The following is a 26387-nucleotide window of genomic DNA, read 5'->3' as shown; positions in this document are numbered from 1 at the left end:
TTCCTCTTTCCCTCTTTCTTTCCTTACGATTTTCACAGAAAAAGCCCCTATTTATACAAATAGGGGCTTTTGGTGGTCCAATCAGCCTGGGATTATGTTTTTGTACGAAATCGAATCGTTCATCGATGTATAGTACTGATTATATTTATATTAAACATATAAGTCAACTATGTTTTAAGGAAAAATTATGCTTTTTTTATATTGCGAAGTTTGATAAAATAATCCATACTATAACAATGTGTTTTGTTTAAATTTAATCAAAAGACGGGAGGAAGCCACAATGACGTTGAAGTTAAGCATTTTAGATCAAAGTTACATCGACGAAGGGGAAACTGCGGTCGAAGCGCTTCACCACACGGTTGAGCTGGCCAAAAAAGCCGATGAGCTCGGCTATCACCGTTTCTGGGTTTCAGAGCATCATGATTCGGATAAAGTAGCCGGCTCGTCTCCGGAGGTGCTGGTTTCGTATGTAGCAGCCAATACCAAACGAATCCGGGTAGGTTCAGGCGGGGTGATGCTCCAGCATTACAGCCCGTATAAAGTAGCAGAAAATTTTAATGTTCTTGCCTCTCTCGCACCCGGCCGCATCGATCTCGGAATTGGCGGAGCGCCGGGGGGTCTCCCGCTCTCCACACGGGCACTGCAGCAGGACTATGCAACCGAAACAAAACCTCTTGCGGAGAAAATAATTGAATTAGACCACTTTATCCGCGGAACGCTACCGGAAGACCATCCTCTTCACGACCTGCAGGCCAGTCCGATTCCTCCACAGCCAGCGGACATTTACTTCCTCGGAAGAAGTGTTTCCAGCGCGCAGCTGGCAGCCAGGCTCGGGGTTCCGTACGTATTTGCGCAGTTTTTAAGCAGTGACCGTTCGGCCATCTCTGAAGCATTTGAAGCATACCGCAAACAGTTCAATCCGAAAAAAGCCGCTCAACCGCAGGCCATCCTTTCTCTTTTTGCTATTGTCGCGGATACGGATGAAGAAGCCGCGCAATTAGCTGCCGAAGCTAAAACCGTTAAAATTCATTTTGAAAATGGCAAAACTTTAACCGTTACAAGCGCTGCCAAAGCAGAAGAATACGGGCAACGCTCTAACGAACCATACAGCATTGAAATAACAGAATCGAGCGTCCTCCACGGTTCAAAAGAAACGGTATATACGAAATTAATAGAGATGCAGGAAGCGTACGATCTCGAAGAAGTAATCATCCTAACCCCTGTCAGAAATTTTCAAAAAAGGCTCCGTTCGTTTGAGTTGTTGAAAGAAGCGTTCGCAAATGTCGTCCATACATCATAATGGTATATACTATACAAAAGGATGGTGAAGGGATATGGCACAGGCAGCTGTAGACCGTATTGTTACGAATTTCGAGCAAAAATTAATCATGATTCGCCGTCATTTGCACCAAAATCCTGAGCTGTCTAACGAAGAATTCGAAACATCCGCAGCGATTCGCGCCTGGCTAGAAGAAGCCGGGATTGCGATACTCGATTTTCCTTTGGAAACAGGGGTCATTGCCGAAGTGAAAGGAAAAGGGGACGGACCGACCATTGCGTTTCGAGCCGATATTGATGCTTTGCCGATCCAAGAAGAAACCGACCTGCCATTCGCCTCAAAGGTACCGGGGAAAATGCACGCATGCGGCCATGATTTTCATACCGCTTCTATTTTAGGCGCAGCTTATTTAGTAAAACAAAAAGAAGAAACATTGAACGGAACCGTACGGTTTATTTTTCAACCCGCCGAAGAAAACGGAGGAGGAGCGCTCCAGGTCATCAAAAGCGGGGCGCTTGAAGGTGTGCAGGCTGTTTTTGGTATGCACAATAAGCCTGATCTCCCTGTGGGGACAATTGGGATTAAACCAGGGGCATTAATGGCGAGCGTGGATGGATTTAAAATTGAAGTGGAAGGTGTTGGTACACATGCTGCGGTCCCGGATAACGGAATTGATCCGATTGTAACAGCGGCTCATATCGTCACCGCACTGCAGACCATTGTAAGTAGGAATATTAGCTCTCTGCATAATGCCGTCGTGAGTGTTTCCAGCATGCACAGCGGAAGTACATGGAATGTAATTCCGTCCAAAGCCGTGCTGGAAGGAACGGTTCGCACCTTTCAGGAGGAGGTGCGGAAACAAATCCCGGCGCATATTCGGCGTGTAATTGAAGGGGTGGCTGCTGCATACGGAGCAAATGTTAGTCTGCACTGGTATGCAGGTCCTCCATCCGTTCAAAATGATGAAGAACTAACGAAGTTGTCTATTCAAGTGGCACAAAAAGCAGGATTGGAAGTCGTGAAGCCCGCACCTTCTCCAGCCGGAGAGGACTTTGCATTCTATCAGGAGAAAATCCCCGGTTCCTTCGTATTTATGGGCACATCAGGTACAAAAGAATGGCATCACCCTGCTTTTACAGTGGATGAACGCGCTTTACAAAGCAGCGCTCATTTCTTTGCTGTACTGGCAGAGGAGGCGCTCAATAAATTGGGCGGCAACCGATAATGGATAAGGATTTACGTGTATAAAAATATAAAGAACCGGCTGCCAAGAAAGCCGGTTCTTATTTCGTTCCTGTTTTTCATTCCCCGCCTTTTATCCACATTTCTAGCGGAAGACCAACAAGATTTTTCCCAATCCATTCGCGTGCGATATTATTGGATGGTCCCATAGCGATACCAGCGCGTGCATCACGGAAAAGGCGTTCAATCGTGCCTTTTTTATACCCATAACCACCGCTAACATCTAAGGCAATTTTGGCTGATTGATTGGCTACCTCAGCGGCGTGTACTTTGTATTCGGTTAATGAAAGGTTTAGAACCCCTTGCTCTTTTCCCTCTTCTTGCAAAATATCCAACTGTTCTGCTAAGTCGCGCTGCCATGGCTTTAGACTTTCAATCAAGACCTTCGCCTCTGCTAACTGCTGGCGAATCACCTGATAGTCTGCCAGGCTATTATTAAAATCACGATGAATCGTATTTTTCGCGTACTCAACAGCTTTATGCAGTGCGTTTTGTGCTACGCCCAGCCAAACAGAACCTAATCCAATCAAATAGATGGGAGATACCCCGTTTAATAACAGGTCTTTCCCCTGCCCTTCATATCCCAGTAAATCCCGGCGTTTCACCTTAACATCCGTATACGTAATCGGCCCGCTGTGATTTCCTTTTACTCCAAGGGCTTCCCATGGCTTAGCCTCAATGCCCGGCAATTTTCCATCAATGATAAAAAAGCTAATATCGGTTGCATCTTTCGAATTCGGGCTTTTGGTTTGCAGAACATAAAAATCAGCCTGTCCGGCGCTGGTTGTGAATGATTTTTCCGCGCTAATAAGATAATCATCTCCATCACGCCGGGCTTCACTAAAGTTATACCACCAGTGGCCTCCGGAAGCTTTTTCACTTGTTGAATAAGTTCCGATCCATCCATTTTCAATCGGTTTCAACCAGCGCTCTTTTTGTTCATCATTTCCGTACAGAGTAATCGTTTGTACGGCACCTACATGCATCACGTATACCAAAGCAGTCGAGGCGCATGCTTTTCCGATTTCCTCAGCTACGATTGCAAAGGCTACGTGATCAAGTTCCAGACCGTTATATTTTTTAGGAACGAGTATATTTCCCCAGCCTGCCTTAATTAAAGCCTCCAGATTCTCCCGTGGAAAAATTCCTTCCCGGTCAATTCGGTCAGCGTTTGGCTGAATGACCTCTTCAACAATTTGCTGGATTTGCGCCCGGATTTCTTCGTAAAATTTTTTAGATTCACGATTAAAGCGCGTTGCTTCTAATGTGGCTAACGACATATTTTCACTCCTTCCATATTGTTCAGTTTCCAGACCCTATCTATTTGACTGCGAAAATACGTTGTAATATGATGGTAGTATTGTATGTTATAATTTGTTGGAGCAGGTTGTAGTCCTCTATACTACTCCTGCTACTTTTATTTGTTCTTCTTTTTGGCGTACAAGCGGAATAACCTGCTCACCGAATGCCTGCAAATCCTCATCATAGTGTAAAAATCCTGTCAGTACAATGTCGATTCCGATTTTTTTCAATTCGATAATCCGATCTGCGACCTGTTCGGCTATTCCGATTAACCCCGTGCGGAAACCATCATTGTATTGAACTAAGTCATCAAACGATGAATTTTCCCACATTCCTTCTCCTTCTGGTGAGGATTTGCCTGCGAATTTTACCTGGCTTCGGAAGCCTTCAACCGCCTCTTCATCAGCGTAGGCAATAATGCTTTTTAAGACGCGTTTTGCTTCTTCCTCGGTTTCTCGGACAATGACAAAGCCGTTTACACCAAACTTCACCGTACGTCCTTGTAGTGCCGCTAATGCGCTGACCTCATCGATTTGCCGCTTTAAATTTTCCAGTGAGTTTCCATTCATAAAATAAACGTCTGAAACACGCCCGGCCATTTCTTTTGCGGCCCTAGAGTTTCCTCCCTGGAAAATCAGCGGCTGATTAATCGGTTTGGGCTTTAAAGGCGCTTTGTTAATTCGGTAAAAATCCCCTTTGTAATCCGTCGTCTCTTTCGTCCATAAGTCGCGAATAACCTGAATAAATTCCTCTGACTGCCGATAGCGTTCATCGTGATCAAGCCAGGGTACTCCATATCCGTGAAACTCACCTTTAAACCAGCCGCTTACAATATTTATGGCTGCACGCCCATTGCTGATGTGATCGATAGTTGAAATAATTTTGGCGGTAACGCCTGGATGCCACAAACCGGGAAGTACAGCAGTAATAATCTTTAGCTTTTTGGTGACGCTTGCCAATCCTGCTGCCACGGCGCTGGCTTCCAATTGATTTTCAGCTCCGTAACTGGCGAGAAAGCGGGTTTGAAGCAGGACAAAATCAAATCCTAATTCTTCAGCAAGCTGTGCGTATCTTTTGTTGTCTTCAAAAGACCATCCTGTTTTTTGTGGGATTTTCGAAATGACCAATCCTCCGCTTACGTTCGGTGCCCAGTAAGCAAACTGTAAACTCATTTTCATTCCTCCTCTTTAGTAGTGCGCCGGCAACAAAAAAGGACCCTGCCTATCTTAACAAAAGTGCTAAGACAATCAGAATCCTCCGGTTGACCAGTCGGAAAGTATTTCCTTTTACCTTTCTTGTTCTATATATTAATAAAATTATTCCTATTGGTCAAGTGAGATTTTTCTCTTTTTTAACTGTAAGATACGGTGGACGTATTTAATTCTTCTAATCTGTTTCCTAAAAAAGCAGCCACTTCCATCATTCCGTATATTCCTACCCTCGCCTCTGCATCGGTGTTGTAATTCGTGTTTGTATTTACATCGTAGGTGAAGATGTCCCCGTCCTCATTTTGAATAAACTCAATACCGGCTACCTGAATATGATTTGTGCTCAGAAACTGTTCATATTTTTGGATAATCGGGTTTGTAAACCCTTCAATAATCTGGAATTTAGGTTTATTGTACACTTCTTCACCTACAGGGCAAAACAAGTCTCCAATCTGGCAGGCATCTGCCGGGCACAATTCAAAGCCTTCCGAAGTATCCACACGGACCGCATAAAGAAACTTGCCCCCTACAAACTCACAACGCGTAATATAGTTTTCCGGCGACTTGATATACTCTTGGACCAATGTAATTCCATCTACCGGCTCCTCAAAAGCTGGCCCGTACACATACGTCTGCAACGCTTCAAGAGAGTGGAAGAGCTGGACGCCCAGTCCCTTTCCCGCACGGTTGTGTTTCGTGATAAAAGAGCGCCCTTCCAATGAAGAAGCCGCTTCGATAATTTGGTCTTTCCCAACTGCTGCAAGGGTTCTTGGTGTCCGAATACCCAGCGCGCTAAGTGCTGCATATTGAGCAGCTTTACTAAGCTCAAGCTGCAGCGCACGACTTCCGTTAAAAACCTTTCGACCATGACTTTCCAGCCACAGCAGTACAGCTTGCGCCAGTTCCGGAGCATAGCGGTGATCGCGCGTATGAGCGGAAGCGCTCATACGGCTGTAAAAAATACCGTCTGGAGGGACAGTTGACAGATCAACCGTTCCTTCATCCAAAAACCATTCCTCGTAGGGGAGATTCCGTTCTTCTAAACGTTTGGTTAAATGTACAGTCCATTCACTATTTTCGTGGATAATGTAAATTTTACTCATGCACGGTATGCTCCTTTACTTTCTTAATGGTTACTGTTTGCAGGCGCTAAGTAGACCCGGGAATGCTTGCGCTTTTCCTCCACCAACGGTATAACCTGTTTCGCAAAACGTTCCATCTCCTCAAGCTGCGGCGAGAATTGCAGCAGCAAAAGAGTAAGCCCCTCTTTTTCATAAGCCAGAATTTTGTCTGCGATTTGTTCGGGTGTTCCGATTAAATGAGGGCGCAGCCCACGATTGGAGACAGAGTAGTCATACAGCTGAATTTGCCGCTCAAGTTGCGACTTGCTGATGAAATCATCATATCCCGCATACCCGCTTGACTCCTTTACATCGGTAATCACCTGAAGTTCGGCTAACGCTTCTTCCTCCGTATCCCGGCAGATAACAAAGGCGGCCATTCCAAACGTTGAAAAAGGTTCTTTTCCCGCTGCTTTCCGGCGGTTTTTCATATCCTGAATTTTCTCCTTAATTTCTTCTACTGTCCCTCCATGCATAACATACGAGTCGCATATCGAAGAAATAACCTGCTTTCCTCGTTCACTTTCTCCACCGGCATATAACGTAAGAGCTTGAGCAGGTTTTGGTGCCAGCCTGGCGTTTTTAATATCATAGTACTTTCCTTTATAGGTAAAGGTATCCTCCGTCCACAGCCCTTTTAATATATCAACGAACTCTTTGGTACGCTCATACCGATCATCATGCTCAGTAAAAACGCCTCCATACTGACGGGCCTCTTCTTCCCACCAGGCGGACACAATATTTAAGGTGAACCTTCCTTTACTAATCTGATCAATATTTGCTGCCATTTTTGCTATTACAGCAGGGTTATGGAACCCAGGTCGAATCGCGGTCAAAATTTCAATTTTTTCTGTTACGGCTGCCAGAGCCGCTGCGGTTGACCAGGCCTCTAACGAATCATGTTCGGGTCCTTTAATATCATTTAAGTACAGTTCTGCGATTAAGGTAGTGTCATATCCCCATTGCTCTGCCGACTGAATCACTTGTTTTGCATACTCAAAAGTTGGCGGCATGTTTTCATCCTCCACATTCCGTAACCATCCTCCGAAAATTGGAAGCCAAAAGCCGTATTTCATTTTTGTTCCCCCTCCATCTTTACTACATTGTTTATCCCGCTTTCCCGGTAATATCCAGAATGTCGAGTATTTGCTGCTTCTGCCTTGCCAGTTCCGCATTGCCGCGGGTTCGTGGCCTGAGCTGTGTAATATCAACCACACATGAAAGGACACCAGGCTGTCCGCGCATGACAAGCAAGCGATCGCACAAATACAATGCCTCATCGATATCATGTGTGACCATAATCATCGTTGAACCACAGTCTTCCCAAACCTTAAGCAGTAAATCTTGTAACTGCATTTTCGTAAACGCATCAAGCGCACTAAATGGTTCATCCAGCAGCAGGATTTCTGGCCGTGTAACAAGCGAACGTGCAATGGCTACTCGCTGCGCCATCCCGCCTGAGAGCTGGCGCGGATAATGATTTTCAAATCCCTCGAGGCCGACCAGCTTTATAAAGCGGCTGGCTTTTTCTTTTTTTTCTGCCTCTCTGCCTTTTAAACCGAAAGCTACGTTTTCAATAACAGAAAGCCACGGCATAAGACGGGGTTCCTGAAAAATAACACCGACCTTTTTGCTTATTTCTTCTCCTTCACTTCCGTTCAACACCAGGCGTCCTGTACTGGCCTGATCAAGCCCGGCAATCACGCGGAGCAGCGAACTCTTGCCGCAACCACTTGTGCCAAGCACACCGATAATTTCTCCTTTTTGCGCGGTAAATGTGATTTCACGAAAAGCCGTATTCCCGTTCTCAAATACCCGGCTTACATCCCACAGTTCCAGCATTTTCTGCCTCCCCCTTTATTCTTTGTTCACAAAGCTGTCCTGCCAGTGCAAGGCTCTTGTTTCTAGACTTTTTAATATAAAATCCGTCGCTTTACCAAGAAAAGCAAATAGAACAATACTGGAAATGATGACATCCGGCGCGTACGTATTCTGCCCATTAACAAGCAAATACCCAAGCCCCTGGGCCGCGCCCATGAGTTCGGCCGCCACAACAAACATCCATCCGAGACCGAGTCCGCTCCGCAGCCCGACTAAAAAAGAAGGGAGAGAAGCGGGTAAAATAATCCGGCGAATCAGTTCATAAGAAGTAAAGCCATAGATTTTGCCTACCTCAATGAGCCTGCGGTCAACACCTTTGATCCCGCTAACAATATTGAGGTAAACAGGGAAAAACACACCGACCGCGATTAACATCACTTTTGATAGTTCACCGATTCCCATCCAGAGAATAAACAGGGGAACCCAGGCCAGCGAAGGAATAGAGCGGAACGCCTGGATTAACGGGTCGAATAACTGCTCCAATCCGCGGTAAAAGCCAACGAGTGAACCTAAAATAATCGCCACGGCTGTCCCTAAAAGAAAGCCGATGATAATACGAAAAATCGTAATTACGATATGCCCCCACAGGCTCCCGTCCACCGCCATTGCCGCGATTGTTTGAACAATTTCCGATGGAGCAGGCAGGAGGTGGGGAGGGAATATCTCAAGTCTGCTTAGAATCTCCCAGCTTACAACTAGCAGAATTGGAAGCACTAACCCAAGCAAAAAAGCTTTTGCACCACTCGAAACGAAGTTCGCTTTTTTCAGCGGCTGCTGTTCATATCCTAATACGGAAGGAACCGCTTGCTTTTGTGCCTGTTCCTGCGCCATAATCTCTCCTCCTTTTATTTCACTACTTTTTTCGCGAAAGATGGGTTAACTAATTCTTCGATTGTTTTTTCCGTGTCAACTCCCGGTGCAATTACATTTGCCTTCTGAAGAACAACGGCCGCTTCGCGTAAAGCCGAACGCTGTGTATCACCCGGTACCGGGGACGTAAAATCATTTCGCGTCATTTCGATCCTGGCGATTTTTTCATTCAGATTCGCGGCTTTCGCAAGGATTTTTGTCGCTTCTTCCGGATTTTCCAAAGTCCACTTTCTTGCTTTTTCATAAAGAGCAATGACCTTTTCTACCTGTTCCGGATACTTTTTCGCAAAATCAGAGCGTACATTTAAAAAGCAATATGTATTAAAATCAGGGTTCCGATAGAATAAACGGGCACCGCTTTCTACTTCTATACGTGCCATATGCGGATCAAGGCCGGCCCAGGCATCAACCTGTCCGGTAGTCAGCGCTGCTGCACCATCACTGTGCTGCAGGTTGACAATTTGCACTTCTTCCTGTTTGATTTCCGCTTCATTCAACGAGCGAAGCAGGAAAATATACGGGTCTGTTCCTAGCGTTGCGGCTACTTTTTTTCCTTTTAAATCTTCTACATTTTGAATCGAGGAATTCTTCTGTGTCAGGAGCGCTGTCCACTCAGGTTTGGAAGCGATATAGATTCCTTCAATCGGCGCTTTTTTCGCTTTTGCAATCAGAGCCGCCCCGCCGGCAGTTGAGCCGAAATCCACACTGTTGCTATTAAGGAATTCCAGCGCCTTGTTGCTGCCCTGGCTCAACACGTATTCAACCGCAATCCCTTCTTTTTTGAATTCTTCTTCGGCCCAGCCTTTCTCTTTGAGTACAAGGCTAAGTGGAGAGTAATACGCATAATCAAGCCGGATTTTCTCTGGCTTTTGCTTTTCGCCACTAGCCTGCAGGGAGCAGCCCGCCGAAACAATGGTGAGTGAAAGAAACATGATAGCTGTTGCTAGTTGAATGATACTCCTCGTAAATTTTTTCATCTCTAATCTCCTTACTTTATGGTTTTTATGAAATAAAAAAGACCCTACACTTTCCCCAGGCTCACTTTTCCTGTGGAAATGTATGGGTCTTCCGGTCGTCCGGTCAGCATCCGTTTATTTCTCTATATATTTACATGCTGTTTGTTTGGTTTACTTTATTTTAATTCGATAATTCTTATGAGTCAACTATGATTTTTAGATTTCCCTTTTTCGATTTGAATTAAATCATAAGCCGTTACGATAGAGCGGGATACTGTTTCGATGCTTTGTCTATCACTCATCGCTTTCAAACGAAGCATTTGATATGCTTCGGCTAGAGAAATATTCTTCAATTCGGCAAGAATTTCTTTTGCCTTATCAATCACTTTTCGTTCTTTGAGTCTAATTTTTAGCTGATGAATTTCTTTTGTCATATCCATTCGCCGCCTCCAGTGAGATTGTCCCATCCGCAGTCCCCAGGTGATTTGTTCTGCCGTCATGGAATAAAAAAGTAAGCCGTCGAGTTTGGATATAACTTCTGCTTGCTCAACATGAAAGGGGGGATGTGATTGAAAAATCGAAAAAAACGGGACATTCGCTTCCTTTTTCGCTTTATTAATCCAATAAGGAAGCATATCTTCCTTACAGGCTAGAATTGCGCCGGCAAAAGAAGATAAATCATCCGGAAGATCATTGCTTACAATGACCTTCCGGATGATCGGACTTTTGTAAAGTTTTTCTATGAACTGAGCGTTATCATCTGTCATGCCGCTTTCCAAAAGGAGGAGTCGCTCAAATTCTATCTTTACAAGCTTCATACGCTACACGCTTTTCTGTATGAAAGATTCAGTTTGGAACCGTTTGGACGGAGAAGCATCGTCGGAAAGATGCTCAGGGTACCCGTAAGCCCCATGTTCGCTTAAGTCTAAACCAAGGATCTCTTCTTCCTCCGATACCCTGATACCGATCGTCGCTTTTAAGATGGCAATAACAATATACGAAACGACCGCTACATAAGCAAAGCAAGCAAGGACTCCTATCGCCTGTACCCCTAACTGATGAAGGCCGCCTCCATAAAATAATCCTTCTTTGCCGACACCAACAATTTCAACCAGACGCGGAGCGGCGAAGAATCCGGTTGACAGCGTACCCCAGACCCCGGCGATACCGTGTACAGAAACAGCGTAAATCGGATCGTCAATTCCTTTACGTTCTACGTAGATGGACATAAAGTAGGCTAACACACCGGCAATAGCTCCGATGACTACAGCAGCCCAGGCTTCCACGAATGCACAGGAAGCAGTGATAGCAACCAGACCGGCCAGAGTACCGTTAAGCATAGCAGTAATATCCGCTTTTCCGTTGTACATCCAGGAAGCAAGGAAAGCAAACACGGCGGCGGCGGCTGTCGCCAGTTGTGTTGTCATAGCTACGTGGCCGAATAAATCGCTGTTAACGCTTAAGGTACTTCCGGCATTAAATCCAAACCAGCCGACCCACAGAACAAATACGCCAAGTACCGTATACACTTGATTATGACCCGGCAGGAAATTCGCTTTTCCATCAGCGGTAAACTTTCCTAACCGAGGTTTCAACAGCATAGTAGCAACAAGTGCTGCCGTCGCCCCCGTTAAATGCACGACCGTAGAGCCTGCAAAGTCCTGTTTGCCGTGTTCCGCTAACCAGCCTCCGCCCCAAACCCAATGACCGATGACAGGATAAATAATGGCTGTAAACAAAATACCGAAGATAAGGTAAACGGATAATTTTGCACGTTCAGCAAAGCCGCCGCAAGCAATTGCCAGGGACACGCCCGCAAACGCAAACTGGAAAAAGAAATGAATAGATACCGGTATACCGGCTACATCATTAAATCCCTGTAATAGAAAACCGGTGAGACCAACCAAAGGATTGCCTTCGCCAAAAGCGATTCCGTATCCGATGGCCCAGAAAACGAGCGTGCTCAATCCAAAGGTAAAGACCGTTTTGCCTGCCACATGGCCTGCGTTTTTCATACGGGTAGAGCCTGCTTCAAGCAAAGCAAATCCCGGTTGCATAAAAATAACCAAAATGGCCGATACAACAATCCATAAAAAGTCAGCCGATTTTGCGACTTGCTCGACTTCCCCTGCCGCCCATGCAGTTTGTGGAAACAGACATAATAGTACTAAAATAGATAAATACCACATCTTCATGTTTGCATACACTCCTTTGTGTATTTTTTATAACATCATTGTTATATTCTTATCCTACTCTTTTCCTCTTTGGAATTTTATATTCATGTCAGGTTATCTTACATACTTTTACATTACTTTCAATCCAGTAAGTACTGTCTGTCCTCCTTTCACCTTCCGCTATTTCGAAAGCAAATAAAAAACTTCCCTATAGCGTAAAGTAAAGGGAAGTTTTTTATTTGCTTTCTTAATTGTTTGCATGTCCTGCTATTCTCTAGGATGAATCATGTTTTCAGGCCGCACAATCTTGTCAAACTGCTCTTCTGTAAGTAAATTTGTTTTAATGGCGGCTTCTTTTAGCGTTAAGCCTTCTTTATGGGCGAGTTTTGCGATGGTGGCGGCATTTTCATAACCGATATGAGGGTTTAAAGCTGTAACCAGCATGAGTGATCTCTCTACGTTGCGCTGGATTACCTCAAGATTCGGCTCTATACCAACCGCGCAATTATCTGTAAAGGAGACCATCGCATCGGCAAGCAGCCTTGCGGATTGAAGAAAATTGTAAATAATTACCGGCTTAAAAACATTCAGTTCAAAATTCCCCTGGCTGGCAGCAAACCCGATCGCGGCGTCATTCCCCATGACCTGGCAAGCGACCATCGTTAAGGCTTCACTTTGCGTTGGATTGACTTTGCCTGGCATGATGGAGCTTCCCGGTTCATTGGCCGGAATCGTAATTTCGCCGATCCCGGAACGCGGTCCGCTTGCCAGCCATCTTACATCATTCGCGATTTTCATCAGATCCGCTGCCAGAGCTTTCAAAGCCCCGTGTACATACACAATCTCATCATGGCTGGTTAAGGCATGAAACTTGTTTGGAGCGGAAATGAACGTTTTGCCCGTTAACCGGCTAATCTCTTCCGCTACCATTTCACCGAATTTAGGGTGGGCATTAATGCCGGTGCCTACCGCTGTTCCTCCAATGGCAAGCTCTCTTAGAGATTCGGCGCTCTCTCTAATCATTTTTTCGCTTTTTGCAAGCATCCCGTACCAACCGCTTATTTCCTGCCCCAATGTTAACGGGGTGGCATCCTGCAGATGGGTACGCCCGATTTTAATAATATCTTTAAATTCCTCAGATTTTTGATGAAGCACTTTCTTTAGTCTGGTGAGGGCGGGCAAGACCTGATCTTCGATCGCGAATAGACCGGCAATGTGCATGGCTGTAGGAAACGTATCATTTGAGCTTTGTGATTTGTTAACGTCATCGTTTGGATGGATCCGATGACTGCTTCCGCTTTCTTCCAATAACTGGTTCGCACGATTGGCAATCACTTCATTCACATTCATATTCGACTGGGTGCCACTTCCTGTCTGCCAGACGACAAGCGGGAAGTGTTCATTCCATTTCCCCTCTAAAATCTCATCTGCCGCTTTACTAATCGCATTGGCTTTATCCGATTCCAATTTACCAAGCTTTTGGTTTGTGATGGCCGCGCTTTTCTTTAATATGGCAAAGGCGCGGGTTACCTCTAGGGGCATTTTTTCTGTACCGATTTTAAAGTTTTGGCTGCTGCGCTGTGTCTGGGCTCCCCACAGCTTCTCTGCCGGTACGTTGATTTCGCCCAGTGTGTCCCTTTCGATTCTAAACTCCATGTTGCATCCTCCTTGACCATTCTCTAAAGTGATGTATGTATCAGACAATATTTATATATGGCATCCGTTGCGTAATGTTTATATTATGAGATTTTTATGGGAAAAGAATTCCTTTTAAACATGAAATAATCGGGTCCCCCTCTCTATTTGCAGTACCCGGTTCCCTTTCGACCTAAACAAAATCAATTAAATATACTATATTTTATCATAATCAAAATGGAAAGATAAACCAATAGAAACGGTTCTTATTTACCGGAAAACCACCATGGCGTCTCAGCCGCAACCCCGACATGAAAATCGTGGGAAAGGCGGCTGACTTTTGTGGTACGAAGGAAAAGAGAGAAGTGTATCAGCGTTGTTGTTTAACCCGCCTATCTTCATGCCATTTACTGTGCTGGATAGAGCGGGTTATTTTTTATCTTTATCATCTGAAAAACACGGTCCTTCATTTTGAAGTTATCTGTATACGAAGCGAAGGGGAAAGTTTTCGTTGAGGTATTATTATCTTTACATTATAATAATCAATTATTATATAATATCTATATTCAAATATTCAAATATAAAGAAGAAGGGATTTCAGTGCGTAATTTAGTAAGAAACCATATGTATACTTACTCATTTCAGCGGTTTCGCAAAGATTTGCTGTCCGGGATTATCGTGGGGATTATTGCGATCCCATTGGGGATGGCGTTTGCCATCGCTTCCGGAGTAAAGCCGGAGTACGGTCTGTATACAACGATTATTGCCGGAATTTTAATCTCCGTTTTCGGTGGTTCGAAGTATCAAATCGGCGGCCCGACCGGAGCTTTTATTCCCGTTCTTTTAAGCATTGTCATGCAGTATGGGTATGAGAACCTGCTGCTTGCAGGCTTTCTGGCAGGTCTGATGCTCATTCTCATGGGCGCGTTTAAACTCGGCTCCTTAATAAAGTTCATTCCCCGCCCTGTTACGATTGGATTTACTTCCGGAATTGCTGTTATTATATTTACGGGGCAAATCGCCAATTTTTTAGGCTTACGCGGCATTGAAAAACACGAGGATTTTCTGTCCAATGTAAAAGAGATACTCAGCCATCTAGACACCATCAATGTGTATAGCATTCTTACGTCCAGTATTTGCTTTCTTGTTATTTTATTGACACCAAAATATGTTCCGAGAGTGCCGGGTCCGCTGCTTGGCCTCCTTCTGTCCAGTTTTCTTGCGGCCCTTTTATTCTCAGGAAAAGTGGCTACAATCGGTTCAACGTTTGGCAGTATCCCAAACACACTGCCCGACTTCCACTTCCCTGACTTAACCTGGGAAAAGGTGCAACAGTTGCTTCCTGCCGCTTTTGTAATCGCCATGTTAGGCGGGATTGAATCCCTATTGTCTGCAGTGGTAGCGGATGGAATGACCGGAAGCAGGCACAACAGTAACCGGGAACTAATCGGACAGGGAATCGCAAACATGATAACGCCGTTATTTGGAGGAATTCCCGCCACAGGAGCTATTGCCAGGACAGCGACTAACATTAAGAACGGCGCGACTTCTCCTGTCGCCGGGGTGATTCACGGGCTGGTAGTGCTGTCCGTTTTATTGCTGCTGGCTCCGTACGCTTCTGTTATTCCATTGGCCAGCATGGCACCGATTTTGATGGTGGTGGCGTGGAATATGAGTGAAAGAAAAGAGTTTGCGCATATTTTGAAGACAAAGACAAGTGATTCCGTTGTTTTAGTGCTGACTTTTCTCCTTACTGTATTTACAAATCTTACCACAGCAGTAGAAATTGGCCTTATACTGGCGGCTCTCCTTTTTGTGAAGAGAATGAGCGAAGTTCTTACAGTTGCAAAAGTACTTCCGGATCCGGAGGATAAACACAACAAAGTTCGCCCTCATATCGTTAACAGCGGCCGCGATTGTCCGCAAATTAGCATGTATACAATAGAAGGCCCTCTTTTTTTCGGAGCAGCTCAAATGTTTGAGAAAACACTGATAGACACGATTCACCAACGCCCTTCCATTCTCATTTTGCGAATGGGCAGGGTCCCCTATATGGATACAACGGGTGAATCCAACCTTACCAGTATTGTCCGCCATTTTCAGAAGAATGGCGGCACGATTTTGATTTCGGGGATTCAAAGCCAGCCGGAAAATGTTTTGAAAAAAACCGGATTATATGATGAAATTGGTCAAGAACACTTTTTTAAACGTACGGGCGACGCGATTACCTTTGCACTTGCCCGGCTTGAACCAAATCGCTGTCTGGGATGTAAACACTATGCGTTCCGGGAGTGTTCGAAGATGTCCAGCTTATACGAGGTGGCAGGAGAAGCATCCCGGTGAAAGCACAGCCTTCCTGGATAACCGGCAAAATGGAGGAAAATTATGAATTTGGAGTTGCAGCAATTTAAAGCAGACTTTTTCAAGGCGCTCTCGCATCCTTTACGGATACGCATTCTGGAACTGCTGGCCGAAGGAGATAAGAATGTGAATGAACTTCAAACCATTATCGGTGCGGAAGGCTCAGCTGTTTCACAGCAATTAAGCGTTTTACGGTCAAAAAATATTGTAGTGGGAACGAAGGAAGGAAATCGCGTAATCTACTCCCTCCGCGATCCTATGATTATTGATTTACTGCATATTGCGCGACAAATCTTTAATAATCATCTAATTGACGCTATCACTATGCTTGATAAATTCAATGACGATAAAGAAAGCAATATGGAAGAATAAGAGTGAAATACTTCCTGAGAATTAGAAAGCTTAGCCGATGAAAGGGTACAATCTTCATCGGCTGTTTTTTATTTTTAAACAATCTCAAAAATTCCTGGTAATATTAAGTATATAGGCCGAATTTTTATATACGAATCGGGAGGACGAGAAAAAATGAAAAAGTCGAAAATAATCCTGGCAAGCCTTCTCTTAGCATCCGCATTAGGCAGCTCATCAGCGTTCGCTTCCCCAGCATTGACAATTCAAATAAACGGATCCGTTGCCGCTCCCCCCGGTGTACATACGGCGAAGGGCCAAGTCATGGTTCCTATTCGCTGGGCCGCCGAGCAGCTCGGAGCCCGTTCAGTTGAGTGGGACCCAAAAACCCAAACCGTTTCCATTGAAACAAATGAAGCTTATGATGCATTTGAAAAACTATCCTCATATGTTCAAGGACTAACGAGCCAGAATCGCCGGAAGGAAGACGAAATATGGCCTCTTCCCGAAAACGCCAAAAAAATTGCAGTCCCGCATCTCCCTCTTCGCCCGTTAACGCTTAATCTTGAAAATCAGCCTTTTGAAAAGAAGAAACCAATCACTCTTTCCGTCAATCATCAGCCTTATGCCGTTTATGATATAGAAATTCATAATGGACATATCTATGTTCTTGCAGATTGGATACAACAAGTATTCAAAGCGGAAGTTACATATGATAAGATGGCAAATAAACTTTCTATCGAATCTCCCAATCGGGACGAGATTGAAACGCAAATCAAAATGATTGAAGAAGCGCTTATTCCCGCTACCCCGGAAGAAGCAATGAAACTATGGGGACGCGGGGAACAAACCCGGAGCGGTGCCCTGCAATATGCGGCGCTCTCACCCGAGCTTCGCAAAAAAGCGATGGAACGCGTAAAAAATTACGGCTGGGTTACCGGCGGCTCAAGTCCATGGGTCGGACCGATTACCGTAAAAGAAGAAAAGAAGCTCAGTGATACGGCTGTAGAATATACGGTTACCTATCCTGAAATTACTTCAAGCGGGTCCACGACAGGGCTCGAGAAATTTATTGTCGAAAAACGTACGGTAAATGGCAAGGAAGGATGGTTTATTACGGAATTACTATTAGCAAGTTCGTATTATAGTATCATTCCGGCAGATCCTGCGAACCATGCCAGCTCTTTATATGACAATTTATGACTGAAATAAAGAATTTTGTAGACAAAAAAACTATATGCATTACATCTGACATTTTTACGTAGGCAGGATGGTGCGAATTTGCTGTGTAAAAAGAAAGTAGTCCATGTTTTTGAGCACGGGCTACACAGGCGCTTTATCAAGGTGAAACAGCGAAATGAACGCTCCAATCTGAAAAATCAACGTCTTTTCTTATAAAGGATGAGTAAGGAAACACCCAGCTGGTAACAAATCCCGTCCGCGGCGGAATGTCGCTCCACTCCTTTAAATGAAATACATGGCGTGCCACCGTTTCGCCGGAAGCGTCGCGCAGATGAAGCGGAATGCTTTCTAATCCGATGGATGCGTTCAGCCCGTTGCGGAACATGCCGATAACACGTACCCCCATCATATCTTTTTCAAGTTCCAGACCGTGAACGGATATCTGGTTTTCGTCGATGGGCGGCAGCGCATCCTGGAAGAACGCAAAAGTATAGCGTCGATCCAAACCGATGAATTCTTCAAGCTCAGGGTCGACTTTCAGCGAGAGAGGCATAGTATTTTCACCGGTTCTTCTAAGCTCTTCTCCACTGCTTTCTGCAATGAAAGTTTTGAGGTGAGATTTCATAGATAATCCCCTTTCGAAAGTATAACATAAGGAAAGAGGAGGCCGTAGCGGGTCTCCTCTTTATCTTTTATTGCCAGATTTTATCTGGATACATTTACCGTTCCGCTTGCAAGCGCGTTTCCGGCTCTATCTTTAATTTCTATTTCGTTATTGCCTGCACCGGTTCCTTGTACTTCCACTTGTACATTTTGGCCGACGTTCACTCCGTTTGCGAGTTCCAGTGTAATGATAGTATCACCTTTGGTTCCATCAATAACCTGCTTTACGGTTTGTTTTATACCATTTACCGTAACAACAAAGTCGTCCGTATCAATCGCGGTACCATCCTCTGTTGCCGGCAAGTCCTCAGCCAGATTTTCGCTGAATGTCAGACGGATTTTGCTGCTGTTGTTAGAGATAACATCCTGAAACTGGGCTGCTGTCAGCGTTGGATTCGTGTTATCCTCAAGCTCAATCTGGAAGTGTGTGGCTGCATCGCTTGCCAGAGATTTGCCGCTCTGGCTGCGCACACCCTGACCGATTGCAAGCTGCTTCTCTGTTCTCTTTGCAACGGATCCTGCCGGCAGCTTAATTTGCACAGTTTTGCGGTCACCGACGAAGTCGATAGTGGTTCCGCTCGGCAGCGGCTGATTATCAAGCGTATAGTTTGCCGCATTCGTTGCGCTGTCGCCCATATCTTCGCTGTATTTCAGTTCAATTACGTTACCGGTCAGCACTTGCGGCTTTGCTACCGTTAGTGCATCCGTGTTCGTGCTTGCTGTAGCTGTTGTGCTAAGCTCACTGTTCTTGGCTGAACCTTCCTGACTCGTAACAGCTCCGGCGGCAAAGTTTACGTTATACGTACCGGCTGTTACAGAGGAAAGCGTGATGTCTACCGTATCTTTTGCACTTGCATTTACTTTCGCGTCTTGAACCGGCATAATCACATTGTCTTTTCGTACCGTAATTTTGTTCTTATCTACACTTGCGAGTTCTTTATCGAATTTGATAGAAATCGTTCTATTGTCCACATTGACTTTGTTCAGTGCAGTGCTTACGACCGTAGGTGCGCCGCTCTGCTCGGTAAGCGTTACAGTGCCGTTGTATTCGGAGCCGATGAAGCCTGCGGCATCACGCATGTTTTTCACATTTACGGACAGCTGTACCGATGTTTCGTTGTTGCCGTACAGCGGATTGTTAGTCGGATCATTCGACGATACAGTAACATTGTATACGGTCTTGTCTTTTGCATCCTGTACCGCGTCCGCTTTCAGTACAAGCGAACCTTTCTTCACGGAAATGGTCGGTGCTGCTGCCAGTTCTTCGCTGAATTTTACTTTGAATGTATTTTTGCCGGTTGCGGTCAAGCTCGATACGGTCGGAGCGGAAGAATCAGCTTCTACCGTGTAAGAAAGCGAAGCGATGTTTAGCGTGTTCGGCTTGCCTGCGAGCGTATCCGCTACATTGTATACCGTAACGGTGTGGTTACCCGTTTGCTTGAGTTCATCGTTTAGTCCACCCACAGTAACGGAGTAGTCGCCGGCTTCTGTCGCAGGAGTCACCTTGGTTGTGTCGCCGTTTGCCACAACGGTATCGTCTACTTTCACCGTCATCGTATCCTGCACCGGTTCGTTAAATGTTAGCTTCAGTCTGCCGTCGGTCATCATTTCGGCTTTTTGCAGCTTCGGTGCTTCCTTATCGAAGAACAGCTTCGCCGTACCTTCGAATTTTTGCATTACGTTATAGTTCGTATCTTTTACATTCGCTACATCCACTCTGTAAGCGGCATCGTTTGCCAGCGGTGCGGCAAGACGAAGAATTACGCTTTTCTTGTCATCAGACAGTTTGGCTTCTCTCGGATGGCTGCCGTTCTGCAGCGTATAATTCCCTTCATCTTCAGCCGTACTCTTGTCGGCTTCCTTGTTGAAGATGACTTTGATTTCAGAAGGATTAAGCGCAGTGACGTCTTCTACCATCAGATACTTGGAAGCGACAGTAAACGCTTCTGCCGATTTTGCAGCACCACCGCGGTAAGCGACGGAGATGACAACAGATTGTTTCTCCTCTTTTTCTTCAACGGTTGGAATCTTAAAGGAAACTGATTTTTTGTCTTCGCTTAATGTAATATCAGATGGTGTAATTTCCATCGGCGAAGAGCCGTTGACTGCTTGCGTTACTTCCAAATCGGCCGCCTGTGGTGCCGCTGTCAGCGCTTTGTCGAACATTACGGTTACCGTACCGTTTGTCGCTGTTACACTTTGCACACTTACAGTACCAAACAATTCATTCGCTTTCTGTACGAATGTTTCGCCTTTGAAGTACAGGTCGTATGTCAGCTTAGCCAACTGTGCACGGTCGGCGTTTTGCTTCGGTCCGAATGTGTTATCCGGGAAGCCGTGAATGAAGCCGATTTTCGCCGCCAGTGCAACGTGCTTTTTCGCATACTCAGAAATAGAAGCAGCATCTTTAAATGTCAGCTCAAGACCCTGCGCTTCTTTGGCCACCGGTTCAAGACCGAGCGCACGTACATAGAATACCGCGAGCTGTTCACGGGTAACTTTTAGATTGGATCCGTATGTATTGGCATCCATACCGGCTGCAATGCCTGCTTTAACGAGAGCGCCCACATACGGCTTGGCCCAGTCCGGTACATCTTTGAATTTTGCGGCGGCGGCAGCGTCAAGTTCCAAATCCAATGCGCGGGTCAGCGCAACCGCGATTTCAGCGCGGGTCAGCGTCTTGGCAGGCTCGTATTTGCCGTTGCCCATGCCGCTTAATACGTCTTTATCTACGAGGGCCTGGATATATGTTTTGGCCCAGCTTTTTTGAATATCGGTCAGTTGTTCGGCAGATGCCGGGGCTGCCACCGGAACCGCCATAGCTGTCGCTAATAGTGCAGGTACGATTTTCTTCTTGGACATATACATTCTCCTCCTTAAAAACCGTAGTTGTATATGGCTGAGATGTTGTTGTGGGAAGACAAGGAGCCGCGCAATATGCTGCATTGGCGGCTTTGTATGACCATGATGTAATTAACATCCGGTTTTTCTTCCTTTCATTACGATTAGACACGTAACGCTCAGAAAAGTTTTCTATTTTAGTTAAAGATGATAGGTTTTTCCTACAGTTAGTTAGAAAATGTAAGAACCACAGAGAAAATTAGTGAATATCGAACGATGAAAATAAGCCCCGGTTTTTAAACCGCTGGCTTATTTCGATAATATCCAGCATTCATGAACAGCTTGGCGTTTACAAAATTTGTTGACGAAAGTGTAATTAGTGTATATATTATATATATACACTATGAACAAAAGGCGTAGCGAAAGGAGAATGCATGAATATCATCATTTCAAATACATCGAAAGAGCCGATTTATCAGCAAATCAAGAATCAAATGAAACAAAGCATTCTCAAGGGGGAATTGGAAGAGGGCGATGCCCTGCCATCCATCCGCCAACTGGCCAAAGATTTACAGATCAGCGTAATTACGACCAAACGAGCGTATGAGGACCTTGAGAAAGAAGGTTTTATTGTCTCCGTCGTCGGTAAAGGCTCCTTCGTGGCCGGACAAAACAAAGATTTTCTGCGGGAAAAACGCCTGAAAGCCATCGAGGAAAAACTGGCGGAAGTCGTAGGTGAAAGCAAATTGGTTGGCATAAGTCTTGAGGAGTTGGGAGAAATGCTTGAACTGCTTTACAAGGAGGAAATATGATGGAGAACATCGTAGAAATGAAAGGCGTAAATAAGCGCTACAAGGATTTCGCGCTGCAGGATGTATCGTTTTCGATTAAGAAGGGCTATATTACCGGATTTATTGGACCGAACGGCGCCGGCAAAAGCACTACGATTAAGCTTTTGATGAATCTAATTAAGCGGGATTCAGGAGACATTTTCGTGTTCGGTCTTGATAACATTGCACGCGAAAAAGAAATTAAAGAGCGCATCGGCTTCGTTTATGATGAGAGTTATTTTTATGAAGAGTTGACCATCCGGGAGATGAAACGGATTATCGCTCCGCTTTACCGCCGCTGGGACGATCTTGCGTTTCAGCGCTATATCGACAGTTTCGAGCTGCCCACCCGCAGAAAGATTAAACATTTATCCAAGGGGATGAAGATGAAGTTCTCTCTTGCTGTCGCCCTCTCCCACCATGCTGATCTGATTATTATGGACGAACCGACCTCCGGACTTGATCCGGTGTTTCGCCGCGAAATTCTCGATATTCTCGCCGATATCATTCAGGATGAGGAAAAGGCGGTCTTCTTCTCGACCCATATTACAACCGATCTGGATCGCATCGCCGACTACATTACATTTATTGACCGTGGACGCATTGTATTCAACAGCCCGAAAGACGAAATCCTTGAGCAGTATGGCATTGTGCGAGGGGCGAAGGAATTGCTGGATGCGGATACGCGGAAAGAATTTATCGGGCTCCGCGAGACGGCGGTCGGGTTTGAAGGACTGACGAGCAATGTGCAGATGGCTGAGGAACTGTTCGGAGACGAGGCGCTGATTGAGACACCCTCATTAGAAGACATTATGTTTTACACGGTAAGGGGGAGACGCCATGCGTAGTTTACTGATGAAGGATATAATCATTCAAAAGAAAATGTTTGTCATTTCCCTGATTTATCTGGCCGTGCTGTTTTTTTTACAGGGTATCTATGGAGTGTATATTTCTTATGGTTTTATTGCGTTTGTCGGTGGCTTTTTCTTTATTGTAACCGCCAACGGATTTGATGATAAAAGCAAGACAGACATTTTACTGAATAGTTTTCCGCTGGTACGGCGGCAAATCGTATCAGCGAAATATCTCTCTTCCTTTCTATTCATTTTAATCTCAGCCGGAATGGTAGCGGGCATTAACGTGCTGCTGTACTTAACGTTAGGCGCGGATCGAGTACGCCCCATTGGTTTGTTTGAGCTTGGGGTGGCAGCTATTGCAGTGATGCATTTCGTGTCGTTTTATTTCCCGCTGTATTACCGGTTCGGTGCGCAATATGTACGGGTGGCCATCTTTCTCCTTGGATTTGCTATTTTCTTTGCCATTAATTTTCTGGATACGTATATGGAAGGATTCGTTTCTTTACTCAATATAATCAGAGAACTGTCAGCGGAACAGATGATGCTGCTAGCGTTTGCTGAGGCGGCGGTACTGATGCTGGTTTCGTGGCTGGCTTCGTTGCGAATTTACGCTAAGAAAGAATTCTAGGAGATTGCGGGCGAAGGTAAGCATACGATGGAATCATTGCATATAAAAACCGCCAGTTTATTCAAAGAAGCTGGCGGTTTTTATGATGGAACGATTATTAAATTAACAAATTAAACAGCGATGGATTATGGTTAATTTCCATACAGTCAATATTGTGCTGCCGCATTCTCTCCATGAGCGGCTGGTAGTCCTCCGGCTTCTTCAGCTCGATGCCGACGAGTGCGGGGCCATTATCTTTGTTGTTTTTCTTCGTGTATTCGAAACGGGTAATATCATCGTTCGGACCGAGCACATTGTCGAGAAACTCACGCAGAGCACCGGCGCGCTGCGGAAAATTGATAATAAAGTAGTGCTTCAAACCTTCATAGATGAGTGAACGTTCTTTAATTTCCTGCATACGGTCGATATCATTGTTGCCTCCGCTGATGACGCAGACGACGTTTTTGCCTTGAATTTGATCTTTATAAAATTCCAGCGCGGCGATAGACAGTGCGCCTGCCGGTTCCGCGACAATCGCGTTCTGGTTGTAGAGGTTAAGAATCGTCGTGCACACCTTCCCCTCCGGCACCAGGACAATGTCGTCGAGTACGGTACGGCAGATGTCCAGCGTCAACTCTCCTGCCTGCTTGACTGCTGCCCCATCCACGAATTTCTCAATGTTGGCCAGCATAACCGGTTTGTTTTGCTTCAGCGCTTCCCTCATGCAGGGCGCACCCTCCGGCTCAACGCCGATAATCTTTGTCGAAGAAGAGATGCTTTTTAAGTACGTGCCGACGCCCGAGGCAAGCCCGCCTCCACCAATGCCGACAAATACATAATCGATGTTTTCCGTCATCTCCTCCATAATCTCCATGCCGACCGTGCCCTGGCCGGCGATAATTTTCGGATCGTCGAACGGATGAACGAATGTCATGCCGTGTGCTTCTGTATATTTCATCGCTTCCGCGAACGAATCGTCGAATGTATCGCCTACCAACACCACTTCCACCGCGTCGCCGCCGAACAATTTGACTTGAGAAACCTTTTGACGCGGGGTCGTCGCCGGCATGAAAATCGTGCCGCGAATACCGAGCGATTGGCAGGAAAATGCAACCCCCTGCGCGTGGTTCCCTGCGCTGGCGCACACGACGCCCTGCGCGAGTTCTTCTTCCGACAAGCTGCGGATGAGATTATAGGCGCCGCGAAGTTTAAACGAACGGACCACCTGCAAATCTTCCCGCTTGATGTAGACGTTACAGCCCAACTGTTCCGATAGAATCCGGTTTTTCTGCAGGGGTGTTTTATAGACGACATCTTTTAATGTGTGATGAGCTACCAGGATGTCTTCTACGGTTACTTTCGCTGCAGTTTTATTCATATTCGTTTTCCCCCTAAGTCCTGCGAGTTTGCTCCTGGATGTTCTTTCTTCTTTTTATTTTCCGCTAGATTAAGAATAAGAAAAATTATAGATATTCACAACATATCTGTCAATTTCAAAGCTATATTAGTGAAAAGAAACAGAAAGGAATCAGCGGGCAGCATGCTATAATAAGAAAAACCGACTGCTCTGCAAGAACAGTCGGCTGCTTTTCTCTATTGATTTGCATGTGCAGGGGCTGGCATCGCCATATTGGGATATGGATTCACCGGCTGGTTGGGATATGGTATCATCTGCTGGGCTGGATACATAGAAGAAGGCATAGCGGTGTACGGCATCATGGGTTGATTCATCTGTATTTCGCCTTCTTCCATGTACATCTTCTGACAGTACATTTTATCCATTCGAGGTACATATACCGTTTCACGCGGGCGCAGTGCGGCGGGATTTTGAATGTGCTGGTTCATAGCTTCCAGCACCGGCTGAGGAACGTTATATTTTTTGGCCAATTTCCTCATTGTGTCGCCTTCGCCGCATGTATGTGTATAATACATTCCGTCCCGATCCTCTTCTCCCCGGAAAAACGGGAAAAAGAACGGGAAAAAGAAAAAGAACGGAAATAAGCGACGGCGCGGAAAGAAGAAGGGGCTACCAAAGAAAAATTGACGGTCCATACAATCTCCTCCATTGCATATATAGTCGTTTACCTATGCCTAGTGTATGCCAGCAATTTTTTGGGGTTCATGGCAAACGGGAAGATGGGCTTAGACATTAAAACAATCATGCAATGTTCAGGGTCGTGATCGATTTTGCGGTTGTTATTTTTCCCCTAGAGGTTATACTGAAGAAAAAGATAGATAGAGGAAAGGATTGGAGAAATGGCAAGCACTCATGTTTTTACAAGAAAAGAAGAAGTCGCCAACGCGATTACCCACGGAATCGGTGCCCTGTTCAGCATCGCCGCTCTCGTATGGCTGCTGGTTGCCGCCAGCGAGTCCGGGACCGCCTGGCATGTCGTAAGCTTCGCCATATACGGGGTGACGATGCTGCTGCTGTATCTCTCTTCTACCCTGGTGCACAGTTTTCCTCCGGGCAAAGTCAAAGACATTTTCGAAATTTGTGACCATGCTTCGATTTACTTGTTTATAGCCGGGACCTATACTCCATTTTTGTTTCTTGTGATTAAAGGGGCGCTCGGCTGGACGTTGTTCGGCGTTGTCTGGGGCATGGCGCTGGCAGGCGTCATCTTTAAAATGTTTTTTACCAAGAAATTTATGTACCTGTCAACCGTCCTGTATATTGTGATGGGCTGGCTGATCGTGCTTGCATGGCAGCCTTTGGTCGCGGGACTTCCCTTCGGCGGTATGGTGCTGCTGGTTGTCGGAGGCGTATTGTATACGCTCGGTACCGTCTTTTATATGTGGCGGGGATTTCCGTTTCATCATGCGGTATGGCATACATTTGTACTGGCAGGCACGGCCGCCCACTTTTTCGGTGTATTTTTCTATTTGCTGCCGCTTCGATAACCGCAGGCGTGTGAACTGGAGCTTCTTTTCCTTCGTACCGCAAAAGCAAGCCACCCTTCCCCACGATTTTCATGTCGGGGTCGCGGCTGAGACGCCATGGGGGGTTTCTATACGTTAACCACTACG

The 26387-nt window shown here is 45.6% G+C and carries 23 protein-coding genes; 9 read left to right on the top strand and 14 right to left on the bottom strand.

From position 1 onward, the window contains the following. Nucleotides 1–280: 280 nt before the first annotated feature. Together ADA01nite_RS09345 and ADA01nite_RS09340 are read left to right on the top strand one after the other, a co-directional pair. Nucleotides 281–1300 carry an LLM class flavin-dependent oxidoreductase gene (locus tag ADA01nite_RS09345; protein ID WP_146809689.1) on the top strand — a complete coding sequence of 340 codons (1020 nt, stop codon included), beginning with the start codon at nt 281–283 and terminating at the stop codon, nt 1298–1300. Nucleotides 1301–1334: 34 nt separating this feature from the next. Further along, a complete protein-coding gene (locus ADA01nite_RS09340; protein WP_146809688.1) occupies nt 1335–2504 on the top strand; it encodes a M20 peptidase aminoacylase family protein in 1170 nt (389 codons plus the stop codon). Nucleotides 2505–2580: 76 nt separating this feature from the next. Here the strand turns inward: ADA01nite_RS09340 and ADA01nite_RS09335 are convergent, their stop codons facing one another. The 10 genes from ADA01nite_RS09335 to fumC all read right to left on the bottom strand — a co-directional run bounded on the left by ADA01nite_RS09335 (nt 2581) and on the right by fumC (nt 13689). Next, complete coding sequence (locus ADA01nite_RS09335) at nt 2581–3801, bottom strand: acyl-CoA dehydrogenase family protein (RefSeq protein ID WP_146809687.1); 1221 nt, start codon at nt 3799–3801, stop codon at nt 2581–2583. 117 nt (nt 3802–3918) lie between these two features. Continuing rightward, on the bottom strand, nt 3919–4995 hold the full coding sequence (sfnG, locus tag ADA01nite_RS09330) for a dimethylsulfone monooxygenase SfnG (protein ID WP_146809686.1): 1077 nt from the start codon (nt 4993–4995) through the stop codon (nt 3919–3921). Nucleotides 4996–5174: 179 nt separating this feature from the next. Continuing rightward, nucleotides 5175–6134: an ATP-grasp domain-containing protein gene (locus ADA01nite_RS09325; protein ID WP_146809685.1), complete on the bottom strand. Its 960-nt coding sequence runs from the start codon at nt 6132–6134 to the stop codon at nt 5175–5177. A gap of 23 nt (nt 6135–6157) precedes the next feature. Beyond that, nucleotides 6158–7228, bottom strand: coding sequence for an LLM class flavin-dependent oxidoreductase (locus ADA01nite_RS09320; RefSeq protein WP_146809684.1), 1071 nt, complete (start codon nt 7226–7228; stop codon nt 6158–6160). 31 nt (nt 7229–7259) lie between these two features. Further along, nucleotides 7260–7994: an ABC transporter ATP-binding protein gene (locus ADA01nite_RS09315; protein WP_146809683.1), complete on the bottom strand. Its 735-nt coding sequence runs from the start codon at nt 7992–7994 to the stop codon at nt 7260–7262. Nucleotides 7995–8009: 15 nt separating this feature from the next. Continuing rightward, entirely contained in the window at nt 8010–8864 is an 855-nt protein-coding gene (locus tag ADA01nite_RS09310; protein ID WP_146809682.1) for an ABC transporter permease, read from the bottom strand. A 14-nt stretch (nt 8865–8878) separates the two neighbouring features. After that, the gene (locus ADA01nite_RS09305; protein ID WP_146809681.1) at nt 8879–9880 is read right to left on the bottom strand and encodes an aliphatic sulfonate ABC transporter substrate-binding protein; all 1002 of its coding nucleotides are present in this window, start codon (nt 9878–9880) and stop codon (nt 8879–8881) included. Nucleotides 9881–10062: 182 nt separating this feature from the next. Next, nucleotides 10063–10677, bottom strand: a complete 615-nt coding sequence (locus tag ADA01nite_RS09300; protein WP_146809680.1) for an ANTAR domain-containing response regulator — start codon at nt 10675–10677, stop codon at nt 10063–10065. A gap of 3 nt (nt 10678–10680) precedes the next feature. Further along, complete coding sequence (locus ADA01nite_RS09295; protein ID WP_146809679.1) at nt 10681–12054, bottom strand: ammonium transporter; 1374 nt, start codon at nt 12052–12054, stop codon at nt 10681–10683. A 246-nt stretch (nt 12055–12300) separates the two neighbouring features. Beyond that, nucleotides 12301–13689 carry a class II fumarate hydratase gene (fumC, locus tag ADA01nite_RS09290; protein ID WP_146809678.1) on the bottom strand — a complete coding sequence of 463 codons (1389 nt, stop codon included), beginning with the start codon at nt 13687–13689 and terminating at the stop codon, nt 12301–12303. Nucleotides 13690–14292: 603 nt separating this feature from the next. Here fumC and ADA01nite_RS09285 point away from each other — a divergent pair. The 3 genes from ADA01nite_RS09285 to ADA01nite_RS09275 all read left to right on the top strand — a co-directional run bounded on the left by ADA01nite_RS09285 (nt 14293) and on the right by ADA01nite_RS09275 (nt 17580). Continuing rightward, nucleotides 14293–16011, top strand: a complete 1719-nt coding sequence (locus tag ADA01nite_RS09285) for a SulP family inorganic anion transporter (RefSeq protein WP_146809692.1) — start codon at nt 14293–14295, stop codon at nt 16009–16011. Nucleotides 16012–16053: 42 nt separating this feature from the next. Next, nucleotides 16054–16401 carry an ArsR/SmtB family transcription factor gene (locus ADA01nite_RS09280; protein WP_146809677.1) on the top strand — a complete coding sequence of 116 codons (348 nt, stop codon included), beginning with the start codon at nt 16054–16056 and terminating at the stop codon, nt 16399–16401. Between the two features lie 153 nt (nt 16402–16554). Then, nucleotides 16555–17580, top strand: coding sequence for a stalk domain-containing protein (locus ADA01nite_RS09275; protein ID WP_146809676.1), 1026 nt, complete (start codon nt 16555–16557; stop codon nt 17578–17580). A 136-nt stretch (nt 17581–17716) separates the two neighbouring features. Here the strand turns inward: ADA01nite_RS09275 and ADA01nite_RS09270 are convergent, their stop codons facing one another. Together ADA01nite_RS09270 and ADA01nite_RS09265 are read right to left on the bottom strand one after the other, a co-directional pair. Beyond that, nucleotides 17717–18184: an SLAP domain-containing protein gene (locus tag ADA01nite_RS09270; RefSeq protein ID WP_146809675.1), complete on the bottom strand. Its 468-nt coding sequence runs from the start codon at nt 18182–18184 to the stop codon at nt 17717–17719. An 80-nt stretch (nt 18185–18264) separates the two neighbouring features. Further along, nucleotides 18265–21084 (bottom strand): S-layer homology domain-containing protein, encoded by a 2820-nt coding sequence (locus ADA01nite_RS09265; protein ID WP_170230214.1) that lies wholly within the window; start codon nt 21082–21084, stop codon nt 18265–18267. 413 nt (nt 21085–21497) lie between these two features. Here ADA01nite_RS09265 and ADA01nite_RS09260 point away from each other — a divergent pair, with 413 nt between their 5' ends. The 3 genes from ADA01nite_RS09260 to ADA01nite_RS09250 are packed head-to-tail and all read left to right on the top strand — an operon-like array spanning nt 21498 to nt 23378. Further along, nucleotides 21498–21875, top strand: coding sequence for a GntR family transcriptional regulator (locus ADA01nite_RS09260; RefSeq protein ID WP_146809673.1), 378 nt, complete (start codon nt 21498–21500; stop codon nt 21873–21875). Next, nucleotides 21875–22741, top strand: a complete 867-nt coding sequence (locus ADA01nite_RS09255; RefSeq protein ID WP_146809691.1) for an ABC transporter ATP-binding protein — start codon at nt 21875–21877, stop codon at nt 22739–22741. Before ADA01nite_RS09260 ends, ADA01nite_RS09255 begins: the two co-directional genes overlap by 1 nt. Continuing rightward, nucleotides 22734–23378 carry an ABC-2 transporter permease gene (locus ADA01nite_RS09250; RefSeq protein ID WP_146809672.1) on the top strand — a complete coding sequence of 215 codons (645 nt, stop codon included), beginning with the start codon at nt 22734–22736 and terminating at the stop codon, nt 23376–23378. The genes ADA01nite_RS09255 and ADA01nite_RS09250 overlap by 8 nt, the downstream gene beginning before the upstream one ends. A 97-nt stretch (nt 23379–23475) precedes the next feature. Here the strand turns inward: ADA01nite_RS09250 and ilvA are convergent, their stop codons facing one another. Together ilvA and ADA01nite_RS09240 are read right to left on the bottom strand one after the other, a co-directional pair. Beyond that, a complete protein-coding gene (gene ilvA / locus ADA01nite_RS09245) occupies nt 23476–24735 on the bottom strand; it encodes a threonine ammonia-lyase IlvA (RefSeq protein ID WP_146809671.1) in 1260 nt (419 codons plus the stop codon). A gap of 215 nt (nt 24736–24950) precedes the next feature. Next, nucleotides 24951–25409 (bottom strand): LysM peptidoglycan-binding domain-containing protein, encoded by a 459-nt coding sequence (locus ADA01nite_RS09240; RefSeq protein WP_146809670.1) that lies wholly within the window; start codon nt 25407–25409, stop codon nt 24951–24953. A 204-nt stretch (nt 25410–25613) separates the two neighbouring features. On the opposite strand from ADA01nite_RS09240, the gene trhA reads away from it, so the two are divergent. Next, on the top strand, nt 25614–26261 hold the full coding sequence (trhA, locus tag ADA01nite_RS09235) for a PAQR family membrane homeostasis protein TrhA (protein ID WP_146809669.1): 648 nt from the start codon (nt 25614–25616) through the stop codon (nt 26259–26261). Nucleotides 26262–26387: the final 126 nt, after the last annotated feature.

Source organism: Aneurinibacillus danicus, assembly GCF_007991215.1.
GTDB classification, from domain to species: domain Bacteria; phylum Bacillota; class Bacilli; order Aneurinibacillales; family Aneurinibacillaceae; genus Aneurinibacillus; species Aneurinibacillus danicus.
The sequence above is the reverse complement of the archived record's forward strand: the minus strand, read 5'-3'. Positions and strand labels throughout refer to the sequence as shown.